The sequence below is a fragment of the Streptomyces sp. NPDC041108 genome (assembly GCF_055592645.1).
In genome coordinates, this window is the sequence record NZ_JBVIYK010000008.1 from 123989 (window position 1) to 141281 (window position 17293).

General features: G+C 71.0%; 12 protein-coding genes and 1 pseudogene. 2 read left to right on the forward strand and 11 right to left on the reverse strand.

Going from position 1 to position 17293, the window contains the following annotated elements; genetic code table 11:
* Nucleotides 1-475: 475 nt before the first annotated feature.
* From ACZ6BB_RS23360 to ACZ6BB_RS23385, 6 genes are all read right to left on the reverse strand, one after another.
* Complete coding sequence (locus ACZ6BB_RS23360; protein ID WP_471617107.1) at nucleotides 476-985, reverse strand: pentapeptide repeat-containing protein; 510 nt, start codon at nucleotides 983-985, stop codon at nucleotides 476-478.
* A gap of 543 nt (nucleotides 986-1528) precedes the next feature.
* Nucleotides 1529-3562, reverse strand: coding sequence for a trypsin-like serine peptidase (locus tag ACZ6BB_RS23365; RefSeq protein ID WP_471617108.1), 2034 nt, complete (start codon nucleotides 3560-3562; stop codon nucleotides 1529-1531).
* A 1-nt stretch (nucleotide 3563) separates the two neighbouring features.
* Nucleotides 3564-5417: a peroxidase family protein gene (locus ACZ6BB_RS23370; protein WP_471617109.1), complete on the reverse strand. Its 1854-nt coding sequence runs from the start codon at nucleotides 5415-5417 to the stop codon at nucleotides 3564-3566.
* Nucleotides 5414-7357, reverse strand: coding sequence for a GMC family oxidoreductase (locus ACZ6BB_RS23375; protein ID WP_471617110.1), 1944 nt, complete (start codon nucleotides 7355-7357; stop codon nucleotides 5414-5416). Before ACZ6BB_RS23375 ends, ACZ6BB_RS23370 begins: the two co-directional genes overlap by 4 nt.
* Complete coding sequence (locus ACZ6BB_RS23380) at nucleotides 7354-7758, reverse strand: hypothetical protein (protein WP_471617111.1); 405 nt, start codon at nucleotides 7756-7758, stop codon at nucleotides 7354-7356. Before ACZ6BB_RS23380 ends, ACZ6BB_RS23375 begins: the two co-directional genes overlap by 4 nt.
* A 341-nt stretch (nucleotides 7759-8099) precedes the next feature.
* Nucleotides 8100-8516 carry a transposase domain-containing protein gene (locus tag ACZ6BB_RS23385; protein WP_471617112.1) on the reverse strand — a complete coding sequence of 139 codons (417 nt, stop codon included), beginning with the start codon at nucleotides 8514-8516 and terminating at the stop codon, nucleotides 8100-8102.
* A gap of 145 nt (nucleotides 8517-8661) precedes the next feature.
* Here ACZ6BB_RS23385 and ACZ6BB_RS23390 point away from each other — a divergent pair, with 145 nt between their 5' ends.
* Nucleotides 8662-8913 (forward strand): hypothetical protein, encoded by a 252-nt coding sequence (locus ACZ6BB_RS23390; RefSeq protein WP_471617113.1) that lies wholly within the window; start codon nucleotides 8662-8664, stop codon nucleotides 8911-8913.
* On the opposite strand, the gene ACZ6BB_RS23395 is transcribed toward ACZ6BB_RS23390, so the two are convergent.
* Complete coding sequence (locus ACZ6BB_RS23395; protein WP_471617114.1) at nucleotides 8864-9712, reverse strand: alpha/beta hydrolase family protein; 849 nt, start codon at nucleotides 9710-9712, stop codon at nucleotides 8864-8866. The two genes, ACZ6BB_RS23390 and ACZ6BB_RS23395, sit on opposite strands and share 50 nt — an antisense overlap.
* A 300-nt stretch (nucleotides 9713-10012) precedes the next feature.
* Here ACZ6BB_RS23395 and ACZ6BB_RS23400 point away from each other — a divergent pair.
* Nucleotides 10013-10216 (forward strand): annotated as a pseudogene (locus ACZ6BB_RS23400) (response regulator transcription factor); the annotation flags it as partial.
* Nucleotides 10217-10278: 62 nt separating this feature from the next.
* Here ACZ6BB_RS23400 and ACZ6BB_RS23405 read toward each other — a convergent pair.
* The 4 genes from ACZ6BB_RS23405 to ACZ6BB_RS23420 form a co-directional block, all read right to left on the reverse strand.
* Entirely contained in the window at nucleotides 10279-12048 is a 1770-nt protein-coding gene (locus ACZ6BB_RS23405; protein WP_471617115.1) for a hydroxysqualene dehydroxylase, read from the reverse strand.
* A gap of 157 nt (nucleotides 12049-12205) precedes the next feature.
* Complete coding sequence (locus tag ACZ6BB_RS23410) at nucleotides 12206-14107, reverse strand: SMI1/KNR4 family protein (protein ID WP_471617116.1); 1902 nt, start codon at nucleotides 14105-14107, stop codon at nucleotides 12206-12208.
* A 113-nt stretch (nucleotides 14108-14220) separates the two neighbouring features.
* Nucleotides 14221-15825, reverse strand: a complete 1605-nt coding sequence (locus ACZ6BB_RS23415; RefSeq protein ID WP_471617117.1) for an alpha/beta hydrolase — start codon at nucleotides 15823-15825, stop codon at nucleotides 14221-14223.
* Nucleotides 15822-17030 carry a serine hydrolase domain-containing protein gene (locus tag ACZ6BB_RS23420; protein WP_471617118.1) on the reverse strand — a complete coding sequence of 403 codons (1209 nt, stop codon included), beginning with the start codon at nucleotides 17028-17030 and terminating at the stop codon, nucleotides 15822-15824. Before ACZ6BB_RS23420 ends, ACZ6BB_RS23415 begins: the two co-directional genes overlap by 4 nt.
* Nucleotides 17031-17293 lie beyond the last annotated feature (263 nt).

The window sequence follows — 17293 nt, forward strand, 5'->3', positions numbered from 1 at the left end:
ATGGTGGTTATCAGCCGGTACACCGTGTCGCTGCCTGGCGTGTACTCGATCGCGCGAACCTGGGCCGGGGCCGCGCGACGGTTCTGGTCCCTGGACGCCAAGCGGTCCGCCTCGGCCGCGAAGACAGCGTGGGTGCCGCACTTGGCCGGCGCTGACACCCTCACTTGCGGACAGGCACTCTTCGCCCGTCCGCTGCTGATTCCAGCGCGGCCGAAGAAGGGGGATTGGCCTCGGTGTCCGGCACGTCGAAGGTGGTGCCGTCCACCGCGACCAGTTGACGCCCCCGATATCAGGCCCGCTCGTGTCCTCGGCCGCCACCGGCCGGCACGCCCGGGCAGACAGTGCCGTCACCGGTACCACCTCTGGGCGCGCTTCACCGTGAGGACCGGTCGGCTAGGGTCAGGTTGTCCTAACGGAGTTTCGTGGACACCAACCGGGACAACCCGAACCGTCAGGTCCGGTTGAGCTTCCTCGGTTAGGTGCCCTGGTGGGACTGTAGGGGCAGAATCCGGCCGCACCGAATGGGGCAGGGAGCGGTGCTGGGGAACTGTCTCCTTGGGCTTGGCGCACCCATTGAATACTGGGGGAGGTCTGTCATCAGGTTCTTCGTCTGGTGGTACACATGACGCGTCTCTCTGACCTGCGGAATCATGACCGTTGTTGGTGGCTGGCGGCGACTTGGTCCGGGAATGGCCCGACCGCTGAGGTCGGCACCGGCCAGGTCCGCGTCGGTCAGGACCACGCCGCGCAGGTCTGCGGTGATCAGGTTCCCGCCGATCAGAGACGCGCGGGTCAAGTTGGCGCTCGAGTCGGCCTCGCTGGTTTCGCTGGTTTCTTCGGCCCTGCTCAGGTGCGCGTTGTCAACGTTCGCTCCGCCGAGGTCCGCGCCGGTGAGGTTCGCGAAGCGGAAGTTGCTGCCTCTGGGCATGCCGTCTTCTGACAGGCCCATTTCGCGCTCCAGGCCGCGCAGATCGACGCTGCTCAAATCAACTCGCTACAGCGGCTTCCCGTCCTGGGTCACCTCCCGGCCGGCGGGCCGGTTGCCCAGCACGGCAACTACGGCCGCTGGGTCAGCAGGGGGTCGGTACTCCTCTGACGGCTTGATGCCACTTGCCGGAACAGGAGCGTGCTGGCGTACGAACGCGGACAGGACAGCACCGAGACGACAGTGCGCCGATCTCGTGAGGAGTCCTGCATGATGCGTTGCAGGGCGTAGATTCCTCGGGTGGTGATCTGCCCCTGCTCGGAGATCTGTAGATCTTTGCTGGTCTGCCCAACCGACATCCACGTGAACAGCAGGGCGACCAGTGCAGCCAGTCCCGGCAGCGTGGACGCGGCCCGGCCCGATCGGGCGGCTCCGTTGCCGTCGATGATCCCCGGCGGCCCGTCGACGTGCGATCCGGCGGAGTCGTGCGGCGGCAGACGGCTCGCTCATCCACTTGTTCAAGCCCGGCGGCTCGTTCCAGCCGAATGAGAGCCAACGTGCTCACCGAGGACACCGGTCGGCATCGGTGACGGAACGGCAGGCTCAGCCGCCGAGGTGGCTGCCGATCGACCGGGCGGCCTCGGGATGGGCGAGGTACTCGACGATGCTGTGCGCGCGGTCGCGGGCGTTGACGACGGCGAGGTCGGAGAGTCCGTCCGCCCAGTCGTCGCTCAGCGGGCATCCGATGGCCACCGCGTCGGTCGGGCACCAGACGTTGAGCCAGTCCGCCACGATGTCCGGACGTTTCGGCCCGCCGACGAGCAGCTTGCTGTACACGCTGTCCAGGCCGAGGGGACTGCCCGCCGTGGTCAGATGGACGAGGTTCACCCCGTGGGGCAGTCGGGTGGTGAGATCCAGGCCGACGACGGTGCCGAGGCTGTGACTGACGAGCACCACTTCCCCCGCGTCCGGCATCGTCTCGAGTACGCAGTCCAGGACCTCGTCCCGGATGCGCCGGTCGTCGAGGTACGCGGCCACGTCACGGAAGACCAGGCCGATGGCCCAGGCGTCGAGGTCGCTCCGGGCGGCCAGCCAGCTCAGCCGCTTCTGCAGGGACCCGGCCACGTCACCCAGGCCGATCCGTTCGGTGGCCAGCTGGCTCTCGTGCGGCATGTCCCACCTCGTGGCCGCCTCGCCGATGATCTCCTCGTACACCGCGCGGGCGGTGGGGGTGGTGGGTGCGACCGCCTCCGCCGCCCTGGCGGCCGGCGCCTCGGTGAGATGGGGGACGGCCTCGTGCGCGGTCAGAGCCTGCACCAGCCGGTCGCCGTAGTAGGGGAACCAGATGTCCGCCGGGTCGACCGGAGGGAGTCCGGCGCGGGCGAGGCCCTGGTTGAGTCCGGCCGCCCATTCGCGGCGCAGCTTCTCGGGATCCTTGCCTTCCTGGGAGCGACCGTGAAGGAAGACCAGATGCCGTCCGCCGCCGAACGCGCCGTCCCGGGCGCGTAGGCCCGCACGCGCGGTGGCCTTCTCGACGGCCGCGGGCGACGCCGTGACGGCGGGAGCCGCGGCCGTCACCGGACCTTCGGCGGCCTCCGCGAGGCCCAGCCCCGACTCCGGGCCCATCTCGGCCAGCAGCGCCTGTTGCCGGGAGGAGAGGGGCAGGGCGGCGAGGTGTTTCAGGATGGAGCTGATGCGGACGCCCTCGTTGGACACCCAGTCGATGGCGTCGTCGCCGTCACCGGGCTGCCAGACCTGTCCGTCACGGCGCAGGACGCGGCCCTGTTCGTCGGTCCTGGGCACACCGCTGTGGTGGAGCGCGACGACTTCCCACTGGTCGTTGAAGACGGGAGAGCCCGAATTGCCCGGCTCGGTGTCCGTCTTGTAATGGAGGAAGTCGTCGAGGCGCACTTGGAGCATGTTGTCGCGTACGGCGATCTCCTTCAGGCGCCCCATCGGATGGCCGACGACGTTGACCGGCTCACCGATCACCAGCTTTCCCTTCTGGGTGCTGAGCCGGTTCCACCCGAACGTCTCGCCCACGGGCCGCGGGTCCAGGCCGGGGGCGACCCGCACCAGGGCGAAGTCGAGGCGTTGGTCCGCCGTGAAGAACCCGTCCGGGTCGAGCTCCAGCCGGGTCGGTGGCTGGGGTGTGTTGTCGACGGTGACCTGGGCGTCGAACTCCACGAAGCACTGCCGGGCGGCATCGGCGTCGGGGAGCACGTGATGGTTGGTCAGCAGCAGGTTCGGCGACACCAGGAAGCCGGTGCCGATGGGCAGCTCACGTCCGTTCTCCCGCACCGAGATCCGGGCGACGGTGCGTGCCGCCCGGGCGCCGCGCGGCAGGAAGCTCCAGGCCTGCAGGTCTCTGGACACCCCGAGGATGCGTTCGTACGCGGCGGTCGCCTCCAGGGGTTCGGACCGGACCGCCTCTACCGCCATGGCGGCGGGCACCGCCTGCCGGTCGAGCAGTCGGGCCGCGCGCGCCGCGAGTGCCTCCTCCGAATCCGGGAAGGCGTCCCCGGCGTCCTGCCGCCGCTCGACGGCCCGCCGCTCGTCGCCGGTCTCTCCGTACCGGGCGGCGGCGGACGCGATCTGGTGCTCCCGTTCGCCCTGGGACCTGTCCGTCGCTGCCATGTCAGGTCGCCGTCCTTCCGGCTGTGTTCCACGGCACGAAGGCGTTCGTCAGCCCGGTGAGAGCCGTACGCAGCTCAGGGTGGTGACGCAGCAGCACCGTGATCATGGAGTTGTCGTCGATCCAGGCCATGCCGGCCTTGGAGTACACCTCGGGGGTGTAGTACTCGGTGAAGAAGCGGTCGCTGTTCAGTCGGCGTGAGGCCATCAGGATGAAGATGCGGAACGCCGTGTCGCTGAAGGCGAATCCGGCCGGCAGCTTCTCCGCGTACAGCCCGACCATGAGGTCGACCTTCTCGATGTCGCCGTCGTAGAGCCACTGGATCTGCTCGGCCCACGCCCGGTTCTCCGTCAGCTCCAGGAAGTTCGCCGCGGGCTTCAGCCGCAGCAGCCGCCGGAACTCGTTGTAGCGGGGGACGCCCAGCTCACGGGAGCGCAGGATGTCGGTGGCGGCGAGGTCCTGAAGTTGCCCGTCGGGGCGCTCGAACTCCTGGAGGAACTTGGGGAAGTTGTGCAGGGTGACCAGTCCGGGGTGGAGCGTGCCGAAGCTGTAGAGCAGGTCGGCCATCTCGGTGGTCTCCAGGACCTTCAGCGCCCCGGGGCCCGAGATGTCGCGGAGGGTGCAGTGGCGCAGGCTCGTGTCGTCGACGGCGGAGCGCAGAGGCCACTCGTCGCGGATGAGCGGGTGCATGCGGTAGACGGCCACGAACTCCTCGGTGAGGGAGTACGGGACGCCGTAGTGGTCCGTTTCGCCGCCGGGGATGCCGCTGACGACCTCGCTGTCGCTGATCCGGCCGAAGAGGTTGTGGACGCGCTCGCCCGCGACGCCCCACCAGTTGGCGCGCAGTGCCTTGACGGTGGTGGGGTGGCTGATCACGGCCGGTGTCCACTCCACGGTGTGGATCTTGGCGAGGAGCGCGGCGTTGACGAGCCGGGCGCGCTGGAAGAGTTCCTCGTCGTTCCAGGACGGGTACGCGCCGTGCAGGTGGTCGCAGATCGCGTTGTGCTCACGGGCGAACAGGTCGTGCATCATGGCCAGGCCCAGCCAGAAGCCGGGGATGTGCGAGGGGTCCCGGGAGGGGTCCGAGGGGATCGGGGACTGCTCGTCGTCCCACAGGTGCAGCTTGCCCAGCTCACCGGTGCGCATCAGGCGCTGCTCGGTCTCGTTCGTCCCGTAGATCTGCGAGGCGTCCCACCAGTGGGAGGACACGTTGACGCGGGTGTCGGGCGTGCCGGCGGGTGCCTGCGGGTCGCGGGTCGGGTCGTCCGGTGTCCGCATGATCCGCATGGGGTGTTCCGGCCACGGGTCGTCGTCCATGAGGGGTACTTCCCAGGGCTGTTCCGTGGGGCTGGTCCCGTGGCTGAACCAGTCGCGGACCATGAACTGAAGCCAGGCGGCGACCAGCGAGTTGACCGATTCGGCGGGGGTGAGCTCGTCGCGGGTGAGCAGGGCGCGGCTGACCTCGCGCGGGCTCGGCGCGGACAGTACGTCCTCGGGCGTGGCCGGAGCGATCCGGTCCAGCGGGATGTTCCGGCCGAAGCGGGTGCCCGCCATGCCCATGCGCGGCTCGTCGAGGTCGTTGTGGCTGCCGTCGGCTGTCCGGTTGACCTTGTGGGTCTCGGAGGGGGGCGCGGGATCGGGCAGGTTGACCGAGGGCAGTTGGCCGGTGTCGTGGAGGTTCTTCTGCCGGAGTTTGACACGCAGTCCGAGGAGCGTCAGCAGGCCCGGTATGACGGGCAGCTTGTCCCAGCCGATGCGCCGGTCCACCGCTTCGGCGCCGGCGGTGACGATCCGCCAGAACAGTGATGTACGGTATCCGGCCGCGGAACGTCGTGCGGCGCGTCGTTGCTTGCTCATCGCGGTACTCCTTGGGTGGTTGCTCCTTGGGCGGTGGCGAGGATCACGTCGCTCGCCTTCTCGCTGATCATGTAGACGGGGGTGGCGACGAAGAATCCGGGAATGCGGGGGAAGACCGAGGCGTCGACGATCCGCAGGCGGTCCACTCCGCGCACCCGGAACGCGCTGTCGACGACGGCCGAGGGGTCGTCCGTGCGTCCCATCCGGCACGTGCAGGACGCGTGGTGGCCCCAGGCCTCGTCCCGCACGAAACGGCGGACGTCGTCGCGGCCGGCGATCTCCCCGCCGGGCCACAACTCCTCGCGGATCACGGAGCCGGCCCTGCGGTTCATCCCGCGCACGAACTCGACGGCATCGGTCATGGCTTCGAGATCCACGGCGTCCTTGTCCGTGCCCTCGCCGAAGTAGTGGAAGTTCACCAGCGGGGTGTCACGGGGGTCGGTGGAGCGCAGCCGCACCCGGCCCCCGGTGTTGTGGGTGCGGCTCTTGAGGATCGCCCAGGTGAACCGGTCCCGATGGCGTGTCAGGTCGAGCGAGTAACCGGGGTAGTAGCCCCGGAAGTCGAAGGGGCCGCCGAAGATGAACAGGTCGGGGGCGTCCAGCTCCGGACGGGACTTGCGGGTGACACCGACGACGGCGCCGTTGGTCGTGTACAGACCCTCGCCGCGCCGCCAGGCCCGGTAGCAGAGGTCCGGTTCGGTCCCGGCCTGCGGCGCGTGGAAGTCGCAGTCCTTGAGGGCCGGGAACTCGCGGTCCATCCGGCTGACCACGCCGACCTCGTACCGGTCCTGCAGATTCGCGCCCACGCCCTGGAGGTCGACCCGTACGGGGAGGCCGTGCCGTTGCAGTTCCTCACGTGGCCCGATGCCCGAAAGCATCAGCAGTTGGGGCGTGTTGAAGGCGCCTGCGGCCAGGATCACCTCACGGGAGGCGAGAACCCTGCGCAGGACCGGTGGTCCGGTGTCCGGCCGGCTCGTGGGGTCGGCTCGGTAGACGTGCTCCCCGTCCAGATAGTCGACGCCGGCCGCGGTTCCGTTCCCGTCCAGCACGACCCGGGCCGCCAGCGCGTTCGTACGGACCACCAGGTTGCCCGGATGGCTTCGCTGTACGGCCTGGACCCGCTCGCGAACGGCGCTGCGTCGGCCGTTCGACGTGGAGAGGGGGATCTGCCACAGCCCCTGCAGGGCACGCGTCTGCGCCCGCCAGTCATTGGGGTCGACGAAGGAGCCGAACCCCTCCAGCGGGGACAGCGGCCGGTCGAGGAGGTCGGCCAGCGCGTCCTCCGCGGCCGAGAGGACGACCTTCAGTAACTGCTTGTCCTGGAGGGCCAGTTCGGGGTCGGCGAGGGCGGTCGGCAGCCAGCCGTCGAATCCGTGGCGTGCGTCGTTGCGGTACCGGGCGCCCGTGAAGGGCAGGACTTTCAGCAGTCTGGCCAGCAACGCGGCCAGCAGCGGGTTGGCGGGCGGCTCCTTGGGCCTCGGCCGGTAGGTGCACCGTTCCAGCCGCTCGAAGTACCGGCGCATGGCCGTGCTGTGCCACGTCGTGTCGCCGGTCTCCTCCGCGATCGCGTCCCAGTCGCGGTTGTACGGATAGACGGTGATCAGCGCGTGGTGCGCGGTGCAGCCGCCGACCGTCCCGGCACGTGGGTAGAGGATGCCCCGGTCCGGGACGAGTTTGCTGTCGCGCTGTTGCTGCCGCTCGTCGGCGTAGTGCCGTACGAAGTAGTTCCAGCACTGGACGGGGTCCTCGGAGGCGTCCGCGTGGAAGGCGGGCACCAGGTAGTTGTCGTTCTCCGGGGCGCCACCCGCGTCGAGCAGCAGGGTGCGCATGCCCGCGGCGGCGAGGTTGGCCGCCAGCGGTCCGCCTCCCGCCCCGGCGCCGACGACGACGTAGTCGAAACCCGTCTCGGCCGGGGAGACGGCACCGGGCCCTTCCGTCACTTCCCTTTCCCCTTCACCGAGCCCGCGAGCGAGGTGGCGGCCAGGACCGTGTTGGCGGCCGAGATGAGCGTGGTCAGCGCCGCGGTACGCGGGGGAAGCCGGCCGCTCAGGCCCAGCGTGGCCGCCGTCGCGGTGTCACTGCCGTGGATCAGGACCCCGTCGCGCAGGTCCTCCCGCAACCGCTCGTCGCGGTTGGTCAGCAGATCGAGGCCGAGCAGGATCGTACGGATCCCGAAGAGCCGGAAGGCGTACACGGCCGCCGGACTGGGCGGATCACGATCGGGGTCGAGGCGCCTGATGAGCAGGGCGGGTGCGAGCAGTCCGGCGGCCCCGTTGAAGAGCCGGATTCCGGCGAGTGCGTAGACCGAGACAGCGCGAGGCGCGGCTTTCCGGGTGGCCATCATGTCTCCTGACGGTGCGGTGACGGGAACTACCGCCGACCCCCCGACGAGGGAGAGGAACTCCCTCAAAACACTCCAATCAGCACATTATGGGAACCGCTGCTCCCCTGCACCTCGAGCCCGGGGGCCTCACCGGTGTCTCCGACGCCTATGCGTGCCCTGACGGCTCCGGAGGCGGGGCTTCGGCTGGTGACGCTTGCGCCGCTTGCCCGACCGGTTCACCGCGGTGTCCGCACGGGGCTGGACGGGCGGGCCCCCGGCGACCGGGCCCGCCCGCTGCACTGGCTGACCTCGCCCGGCCAGGGGGCGACATCCCGATGTTCGCACCCGTGTTGGACGGCTTACGCATCCGGCGCCGCGGCCCGGGCCGTCCGCGCAGCCGGCCGGACCGGGTGCGCGGCGACAAGGCCTACTCCAGCCGCGACAACCGCGCCTGCCTGCGACGGCTTGGCATCAAAGCCACCATCGCGCAGCTTGACGACCAACGGGCACACCGCAAGCACCGCGGACGCTCCGGCGGCCGGCCCCCGGCCGTCGGGAAGATCCAGTATCGCCGCCGCAACGCAGTCGAGTGGTGCGTCAACACGTGGAAGCAGTTCCGCGCGGTGGCTACCTGGGAGGACGACGAAGTAGACCACCACCCGCGCCAGCAGCAGACGGCTGCGCTGCTCAGCACGGCCGGTCCCGGCAATCACCTCATCCACCAGATGAGGCGGAAACGCCTGCGTCAGCACCCCGACGGCGATCCGGTCCGACAACCGCTCACCCGCAGGCGTCCTGGCCTGCCCCACCCTCGCCCCACGAACGACAACGAGACACAACCACCTAATTCGCCGGCATCCCGCGTACCTGGCCGAGGTCCAGCCCCGTCGCCTGGCGGAGTTGGTCAAGACCCGGGAACTGGTGACCAAGCGCCTGACCTCGGAGAGCGAGCGGCTGCTCCTCGATGCTGCGGCGGCCTCCGAGAAGGAACGGAGAGGCGAGAAGCCCAAGGAGTCCTCCGCGAGCCTCCACCGTAAGGCTGCCGAGCTCGATGTACGGCTTCGAAAGCGTCTCGCACTGCTCGACCAGCAGCAGCTGATGTCGACGAAGCCGCCGCAGATCCTCACCGCGGCGCTTGTGCTGAGCGTTTCCGATCTACCCGCTCGCGAGTGAAGATCGCTTTTGTGTGATCACGAGGAGCGCGTGAAGCGGTGGCGGGAATGTGATTCGGGCTGATCCGCAGCAGGTCGAGACCCGTCGGCCTCTGTGAGGCGCGGGCGGCGGGGAGGGCGGCGCCGATGTCGAGGCCGAGTTGTTCCGCGAGGAGTCCGACGTCCGTGAAGGAGGCGTGCTCCGCTCCGGTGACCACGAGCCATCGCTTCCACCCGGTCAGGTTTTCCCAGTCGCGCTCCCAGGTGCCGACCGGGCCTCCGCCTCCCGGTGTGTACGTGGACTGCCTGCCCAGGAACAGGAGCGGCCGCGCCAGGCCGCTGTCGGGGATCGGGACCTGGGTGGTGCCGTCGATGTCGATCCCGGCGCGTATCCGGGGGGCGGCGACCATGGCGGCGGTGGTGCTCGCGCCTCCGACGGAGTGGCCCGCCATCGCGATCCGGTGCGGGTCGATCAGCCGGGCGCCTTTCCACTTCGGCCGTGGCCCGGTCGGTTCGTCGAGCACGAAGGAGACATCGGCTGCCCGGCCCGTCACCTGCCTTTCCCAGAACGCCTGGTCATGGTCGACCTCACAGGCGGCGCAGGTGGCAACTCGCCCGTCGGGGAAGGCGGTCGCGACGTTCTCGTACGTGTGATCGACGCCTGCCACCACGTAGCCCTGGCTCGCCACGCTCTCCTCGGCCAGCGAGGAGAGCGTGGCGCGGGGTTTGGTGAAGCCGGGCGAGAGCACGATCAGGGGCAGACGCTGTCGGCGTCCTGCCGGTTCGGCGTCGGCGATCGCGTTGGTTCGCGTCGTGCTCAACACGTCGGGCGGCACACGGTGATGCCGCCGTCCTCGAGAAGCAGCTTCGACTCCGTCGGCGTCATGTACTGGGGCCCGTGGCCCGTCCGAGGGCCGCGCCGGATACCACAGGGAGATCATGAGTTCCCTCGTGTTCACGCCCGGGACCCACGGGTCGGGGCGGGAGGCGTCCCTCAGATGCAGGGAGGTGCGGCCGACCGGGTGCAGGCCGGTGGGTTCGGGCAGATGCGGCGTGCCACTCGCCACCACCGGCGATCGCGCGGGACCAGCCGCGGTGGACGCGTCCGCGGCGGAGGCCGACTGCTGGCCCGGGGGCTGAACAACGCCGAACTCGCCGACCACCTGCGCCTGTCGGAGGCCACCGTCAAAACCCATGTCGCCCGCGTTCTCGCCAGACTCGGACTCCGCGACCGCGTCCAAGCCGTCATCGTCGCCTACCGCACCGGCCTGGTCGGCCCCAGCGGGGACGACACCCCCTCGCCGGCCGCCGGCGCGCTGCCCTGAACCCCTCGCCGCCCTGGCCCGCGACGCCTGCGGGCGAGGAATGGGCGGCGGGGGTGCGGGCGTCAGCCGACGTCGAAGAGGTTCGGCAGCCGGAGGAGGTACCGGGTGCGGTCGTGGCGTTTGAGCGGCTCGAACTCCGGTGCCCGGTACAGGGGGGTGACCGTGCACCGTTCGACGGCCGAACCGACGCTGTCCAGCAGGGCGTTGACGGCCTGGCGGGCCGAGGTGTTGGCGCCCTCCATGGTGGCCAGGTCGATGGGCACGGACACGTAGTCGCCGGACAGGAAGAGATTGGGGATCCTCGTGGCGGACCGCGGGCGGAGGTGGAAGGTCCCCACCGGGTGGATGAGCAGCTGTTCCTCGTTGACCGGGGACGGGGTGCCGAGTCCGTCCACGGCGGGGTCCAGGAACCAGGAGTGCAGCACGGAGTCCTTCAGGACCGTACGGCCGCTGTCGTTGAGCGCCGCCTTCAGCTGGGCCCACACCTCGCGGGCGACCTCGGCGCGCGTGCACTGCTTGGCCGTCTTCCCGTACAGGATGCCCGGCCGGTCCCATTCGGAGACGTCCACGGACAGACAGTCCGCGACCGTGCCGTCGCCGAAGTCCGAGGGGAAGTCGTGGCCCGGCCAGTGCTGGGCCTGTGCGATCGCGGTCAGTGACCAGGGGGAGTCGATGAGGTCGAGGTGGCCGTGCAGGATCGGCGTGCGTTCCGTCAGATAGAACTGGATGCCGGTCATCCAGTCCGTCTCCAGCCGGTCGCACGCGGCCAGTTGGGGGTCGGCGGCACGCGCGGCGGCGTTCCAGGTGCGGCGGGCGTGCTCCACCGGCATGGCCGAGATGTAGTGGTCGGCGGTGACGGTCCGGCGGACGCCGCCGGGGTCCTGTACGACGACGCCGGCCACCCGGCCCGCGTCCATGGTCAGGTCCTGTACGGTCCAGCCGATGCGGAACTCGACACCGAGCGACCGCAGATACGTCGCCCAGGGGTCGATCCACGCCTCGTTGGTGGGCGCGTCGAGGATCCGGTCCAGGGGGCCGTCCGCGCCCCGCCCGAGGAGGTTGAACGCGAAGGCCTCCAGCAGCGTGCCGACCGTGCGGGTGCTGGCCTCCTCCGCCTTGGTGGCCACGATGTTCCGGGTGATGCCGACGGCGAGGATCCGCTGGTAGTCGTACGACATGCGTTCGGCCCGCACGAACTCCCACCAGGGCGTCCGCTCCCAGGTGTTGTCGCGGCGTTCGTCGCAGCTGGTGAGGAAGACCAGCAGGCGGTTGGCGAAGTAGAGGGCCTCGTGGAGGGGCAGGTGGAGGGCGGTGTCCAGGAACGAGGTGAGGACACGGCGGATCTCGTCGGGCGTGAGTTCGGCCGGGGTCGTGCCGGGCCAGGGGAGGGGGATCCGGATGTCCTCTCGGCCGCCGGACCGGGCGAACAGCATCTCCTTGGGGGCGACGAGGTTGTCGTGGACGCCGTGGGTGTTGCCGGGGAAGGGGATGCGCCGCATGGTGTCGGGCAGGTTGTGGTAGATCCCGGGGATGAAACGGAACCCGTGTTCCCCGGGCAAGGGTGCGCGGCCGCCCTTGCCGCTGTCGGGCACGTCCATGCTGCGGGCTTTGCCGCCGAGCGCCTTGCGTTCGTAGACCGTGACCTGGAAGCCCCGTTCGGCGAGTTCGTGCGCGGCGGTGAGCCCGGCGACGCCCCCGCCCAGTACGGCCACGGTCCGTGCGGCGGAGCCGTCCTGGGCCGTGGCCCGCCCCGGGATGCCGAGGCCGAGGCCGATCCCGCCGCCGGCGGCCGCCGCCGTGCCCAGGAACCCTCTGCGCGTGGTGCCGCCCATCGCTACCCCTTACCGTCGGTAAGCATCGGCGCACGAGGATATGAGCGACACACCGATCCCGGAAGACGACCGACGTGGCTGGGGTCACTTTGGCTTGATGCGGCATCACGTGGCTCACACCCGCCGCCGGTGCGGCCGACCCGCCGGGCGGGCCCTCTCAGCCCACACGGATCACCATGAACGTCTCACCGTCCCTCGGCGGCCGCCTCCAGGAGCGCGTGACGAACGTGTGCAGCCGCCCGTGCACGATGGCGTGACGGGGAAGGCGGACACCGAACTCCCGGCTCAGGGCTTCCAGGAGCCGCCGCTCCGCCTCGGCGGGGTTCGCCCCGTCGCCGAAGAACAGACCGGGGTCCAGCGCCCGGGGTATGGTCCCGCTCGACCGGACCTCTCCGTGCGTGTACGTGAAGGCGTACTGCTCGGCGCCGTCTCGCGCCACCGAGAGATGGAAGAACGGTTCACCGTGCCAGCACCTCAGGCCGCTCCACACCACCACCGCACGGGTGCCCTCACCGGCGGCGGCCGCCGGGGAGACGAACCGCTCTCGGTCGAAGTGGTCGGCGTCGCCGTCGAAGGCGAAACTCCAGCCGTCACCGGCCCGGCCCACCGCCATGAGCGGCCGGTCGTCGTAGGACGAGAACTCCCTCCGGCCCTCCAATGACCAACTGTGCGCCTCCCAGAGGGTCATGGGGTCGTTCAGCGCCGCACGGTGCCCGTCCGCGAGGCGCCCGGGCAGTTCCTCCGGCTCCACCCCTTCCACCAGGACGAACCGGTACGACGTACGGTTGTTGCCCGGGTCGGGCTCCGCGAGCCACGTCAGGTCGCCCGGATCGAGTGCGGTGGCTGTCGGGCTCGGCGCCCCGCCCGTGTGCCCGCCCCGGGGGGTCGACAGCAGCTCGCGACCTCGCTCCGGGGTCAGCAGCGGCCCGAGCACGGGATCGGCCACCCACCCCAGCGGCGCCAGGTGGTCCGGCCCCAGTGGTTCCCACAGGGGCAGCGCCTGCATCAGCGTCCGCCAGGCGCCGTCGGTGTCCCCCCACCGCGCCAGCTCCCGCGCCCGCCCGACCGCTTCCCCGAACGGGCCGGCCGGCGCGTACCGGTACGTTCCCTCGCGTACCGCGGCCAGCGTCGCGTAGGCCAGGGACACCAGGTCCTCGCTCGCGCCCCGCAGATGGAACGTCAACGTGGAGTCGTCCCGGTACGTGTGCTCCGCGTACTCGGCGACGAGCGGTGGCAGCAGCTCGGTGGCGTACCCGGGGTCCGTCACCAGGCCGTCGAAATACACCGTGGTCTGTCCGAGCAGGCGGCGTATCTGGTCGCCCAGCCCGGCGGCCCTCGGTCTGCCGTAGTCCTGGGCCCGGTCCAGCGCCTCCCCGGCCCGCTCCCAGCCGCCGCGCAACGCCTCGCTGCGGGCCTCGTCCACCAGGGCGTCCAGCTCGGCGGTCGTGTCGTTGGCGAACACCCGATCCCCGTCGTTCCGGTCGTCGCGGTGTGCCCGCAGGCTGTGGAACTCGCGGTGCATGGCCCGCATGAACGCGCGGAAGTCGGCGTGCCGCTCGGGTGCCTCGGCCCGCCAGCTCGCCCATGTGTACACGGGCCACTCACCGTTCTCGTCCACGTCCTCGGGATCCATGAGGACGTAGAGGGAATCGGACTCGACGTCGAGTTGCAGCCCGCGCCGCCAGATGTCCACCTCCTGTCGTTCCTCGGGCCCGGCGTCGTCGTCGAGGTCTTCCTCGAACATCTCCGCGAGTCCCGACTCGTCGTCGTGCCAGCGCGCGTCCGCGGTCCCCGCCAGCAGCCACAGGAACCCGCCCGCGTGCCGCCACCCGTCGCTCACCTGGAGGAACTCCCGGTACGACGGCGGCATCCGGCGGCCGAGGCGCTCCTCCATCGCCGCGATCCGCTCCTGCGACGCGGGTGGGAATCCCAGCCACCGCGCCTGCCGCGCGGCCATGTCGTCCTCGCCCCGTGTCTCGTCGCCCGGCGTGGCGTCCGCCCACTCCTCGCTCCACCTCAGCAGGAAGGGCCGCCAGTCGAATGCCGTGGTGTCCGTCATGTCTTTGATGCTGCCACCCGCCACTGACAGTGCCCGGCCGCCTGAGCGCCGCAGGCGAATGGCCCGGGGCGCGCGCCCCGAGGGGTCCCGGGGCGCGGCGCCGGACGGCTCTGTCAGTCGGTCGACCGGGCGCAGGTGACGTCCGTGTCGGGCAGGCGCCCGGTGGCCAGGTAGGTGTTGACGGTGGTGTCGACACAGGAGTTGCCGAACACGCCGTACACGGCGTGCTGGTCCGCGCCGCGCAGGGTGAGCAGGCGGGAGGAGGGCCACATGTGACGCACCGTCCGCGCGTTCCGGTGGATGGTGCGCGGGTCTCCGGTCGCGTTGACGAGGAGCGCCGGCAGGTCGCGGCGGATCGTGGTCGGGCGCTCGCGCGGCGGGGCCCAGAACGCGCACGGGCCGATGTTGCTGGTGACGGGACCGAACAACGGGTCCTGCTCACGGGCCCGCCGGACGTCGCGCCAGTACGTCTCGGGGGAACGCGGCGCGGACACGTCCCCACACAGGATCGCCGTCTGGACGCTGCCGTAGGCGGAGCCCGATCCGGTCAGCAGGAAGTCGAGGGTCTCTGCCAGCCAGGGCGAGGGGGTGACCGTACGGCCGCCGACGGCGCCGCGCATGTCGTCCACGGCCCGCGCGAGATCGGCGTAGGCGGCGTCGTTGTCCTGCGAGAGGCCGGAGAGGGCGATGACGGGTACCAGGTGCTCGTCCACCCGATGGCCGCCGATCGCCAGGGGCGTGTGGCCGGACGCGGTCAGGATCCGGTCCACGGTCGCCAGCACCGCGCTCCTGGTCCGGCCCAGGCCGTAGGCGGTGTCGCGGGCCGCCGCCCAGGCGGCCCAGCCTTCGAGGGCGTGCCTGTTGGCCGACTCCGTGCCGCGCAGCAGTCGCGGGTGGTAGCGGCCGGGGTCGACGAGGCCGTCCAGGACGACGCGGTCGGTGCGCCCGGGGAACATCGTGGCGTACACCTGGCCGAGGTAGGTGCCGTACGAGTAGCCGAGGTAGGAGATCCTGCGCTCGTCGAGCGCCGCGCGGACGATGTCCATGTCGCGCGCGGTGTTCCGGGTGGTGACGTGCGGCAGGACGTCTCCCCGGGTCCTCGCGCAACGGTCGGCGAGTTCCTTTGCGAACCCCACCGCGCGGTCGAAGCCCGCGCGGTCCGTCCCCGCGCCGCGGATGAAGGAGCCGGTGGGCCAGTGGCAGTCCAGCGGAGTGCTGCGGCCGACGAAACGCGGATCGACGCCCACCACGTCGTAGCGTTCACCGACCCCCTTCATCGTGGAGCGTATCCACGGTGGGTCGCCGATGGTCTGCCCGCCGGGGCCGCCGCCGTTGAGCAGCAGGGCGCCCACGCGATGGGCCGTGTCGGTGGCCCGGATCCGGGAGATCGCGACGGTGATCGTACGGCCGTCCGGCTCCTCGTAGTTCAGGGGGACGGTGACGTCGGCGCACCGGGCGCCCGCCCGCTGGAGTTCCCTGCCCGTCTCGTCGTCGGGTCCCAGCACACAGCCCTTCCAGTCGAGGTGCTGGTCGTGGTAGCGGGCCAGGGGAGCGGCGCTCGCGCCGGCGGGTTCCGCCGCGGCGGGTGCCGCGGGGACGGCGAGGGCGCCGGTCAGGCACAGAGCGGCCCCTGCCGCGAAGCGGGACACCCCTCGGCGCGGGCGCGCCGTGTTCGTGGCGGCCGTGTTCGTGGCGGTGGGGGAGGAAGGGGCGGTCATGCGGTGGTCCTTTCGGAAGGCATGCCCTCGCAGAGGGAGGCGTCGACGAGGTCCAGGAACGTGGACTCGGCCGGGAGCGTGGCGGGAATCTCGTTCAGGGCGACGGCGACGCTCCGCCCGCCGGGACCGACGGCGACCAGGGCCCGATGGCCGCCGGGCACCGTCCCCGCGTGTCCCCACCACGTCCCGCCGCAGGACAGTGGTGTCGAGATCAGGCCCAGCCCGTAGCGGGCGCCGGGCCAGAGACGGTCGGTGTCGACCTCCACCGTCCGCCGCATCTCCGCGAGTTGGGCGGCGGGCAGCAGACGCCCGTCGAACAGGGCGGTGGCGAACCGGGTCAGGTCGCCCGGCGAGGAGACCAGGGCGCCGCCGACCCCGCCGAAGGTCATGTTCCAGGCGGTGCCGTCGACGCGCCGGCCGCCTTCGTCGGTGACATAGCTGCGGGAGTGCGCTCCTCGGACGCGTGCCTCGTCGCCCGGCCAGTAGGTGTCGCGCAGCCCGAGGGGCCTGATGATGCGGCGGGTGATCTCCGCCTCGGGGGTGCGGCCGGTGACCTCGCGGACGATCATGCCGAGGACGAGGTAGTTGGTGGTGGCGTAGTGCCAGGTGCCCTGCGGCCGCGGCAGTTCGAGTGCGCGCTCGACGAGGTCGCGGGGCTCGAAGTGCCGGAACCGCTGCCGCTCGGGATGCTCCCATTCGGGAGCGTCGAGGTAGTCGGGCAGTCCGCTGGTGTGCCGCAGGAGTTGTCGTACGGTGACCGGCCGGCGGTCGCGGCCGCCCCCGTCGATCAGGCCGGGCAGATAGCGGTCGACGGGGGCGTCCAGCGAGAGACGGTGCTCGGCTGCGAGTCGCAGGACGAGCGCCGCGGTGAACGTCTTGGTCACGCTGCCGACGCGCAGCCGGTCGGCGGTGTTCATCGGGCGTCCGGTGCGCCGGTCCGCTGTGCCGGCGGTCGCGGCCCGACGCCCACAGGGACGGCTCGCGGTGGGGTCGGTCACCAGGACCGCGGCACCGGTGATGCCGTGGTGGTCGGTGAGGTCGCGCAGTAATCGGCTGGTCCGGTCGTGTGTGCCGCAGTCCACGGCGGGGCGTGGCGCGGTCGATTGTGCGGTCGCCGTCGGGCCGGTGGCCAGGACGACGGCCGTCGTCAGCGCCGCGAGACCGAGGCGCCTGCCGGTCCGGGAAGTGGTCGGGAAGGTGAGCATGCCACCTCACGGTAGGGACCGTCCGGCCGGTGATCACTCCGGCAGGCAGGTGCGTGTGAGGTGACGCCGGCCCGACCGGAAAGCCGGGAGCGGACCTCATGGACGGGCCGGGCCGACTGCTGGTACGGGCGAACGGTTAGGCCTGAGCCTGAGCTGGAGGAGGGAGGAGGGAGGAGGGAGGAGGGAGGAGGAAGGAGGAAGGAGGGGAGGGCGGCTGCTGGACCAGGAACCGATCACGAAGTCAGGGACCCGACTTGTAGGAG

What these genes read in the sequence shown, in the direction of transcription:
- ACZ6BB_RS23370 (WP_471617109.1), bottom strand. Translation starts at nt 5,417, where the DNA reads ATGAGCAAGCAACGACGCGCCGCACGACGTTCCGCGGCCGGATACCGT.
- ACZ6BB_RS23415 (WP_471617117.1), bottom strand. Translation starts at nt 15,825, where the DNA reads ATGACCGCCCCTTCCTCCCCCACCGCCACGAACACGGCCGCCACGAAC.
- ACZ6BB_RS23420 (WP_471617118.1), bottom strand. Translation starts at nt 17,030, where the DNA reads ATGCTCACCTTCCCGACCACTTCCCGGACCGGCAGGCGCCTCGGTCTC.
- ACZ6BB_RS23405 (WP_471617115.1), bottom strand. Translation starts at nt 12,048, where the DNA reads ATGGGCGGCACCACGCGCAGAGGGTTCCTGGGCACGGCGGCGGCCGCC.
- ACZ6BB_RS23380 (WP_471617111.1), bottom strand. Translation starts at nt 7,758, where the DNA reads ATGGCCACCCGGAAAGCCGCGCCTCGCGCTGTCTCGGTCTACGCACTC.
- ACZ6BB_RS23410 (WP_471617116.1), bottom strand. Translation starts at nt 14,107, where the DNA reads ATGACGGACACCACGGCATTCGACTGGCGGCCCTTCCTGCTGAGGTGG.
- ACZ6BB_RS23365 (WP_471617108.1), bottom strand. Translation starts at nt 3,562, where the DNA reads ATGGCAGCGACGGACAGGTCCCAGGGCGAACGGGAGCACCAGATCGCG.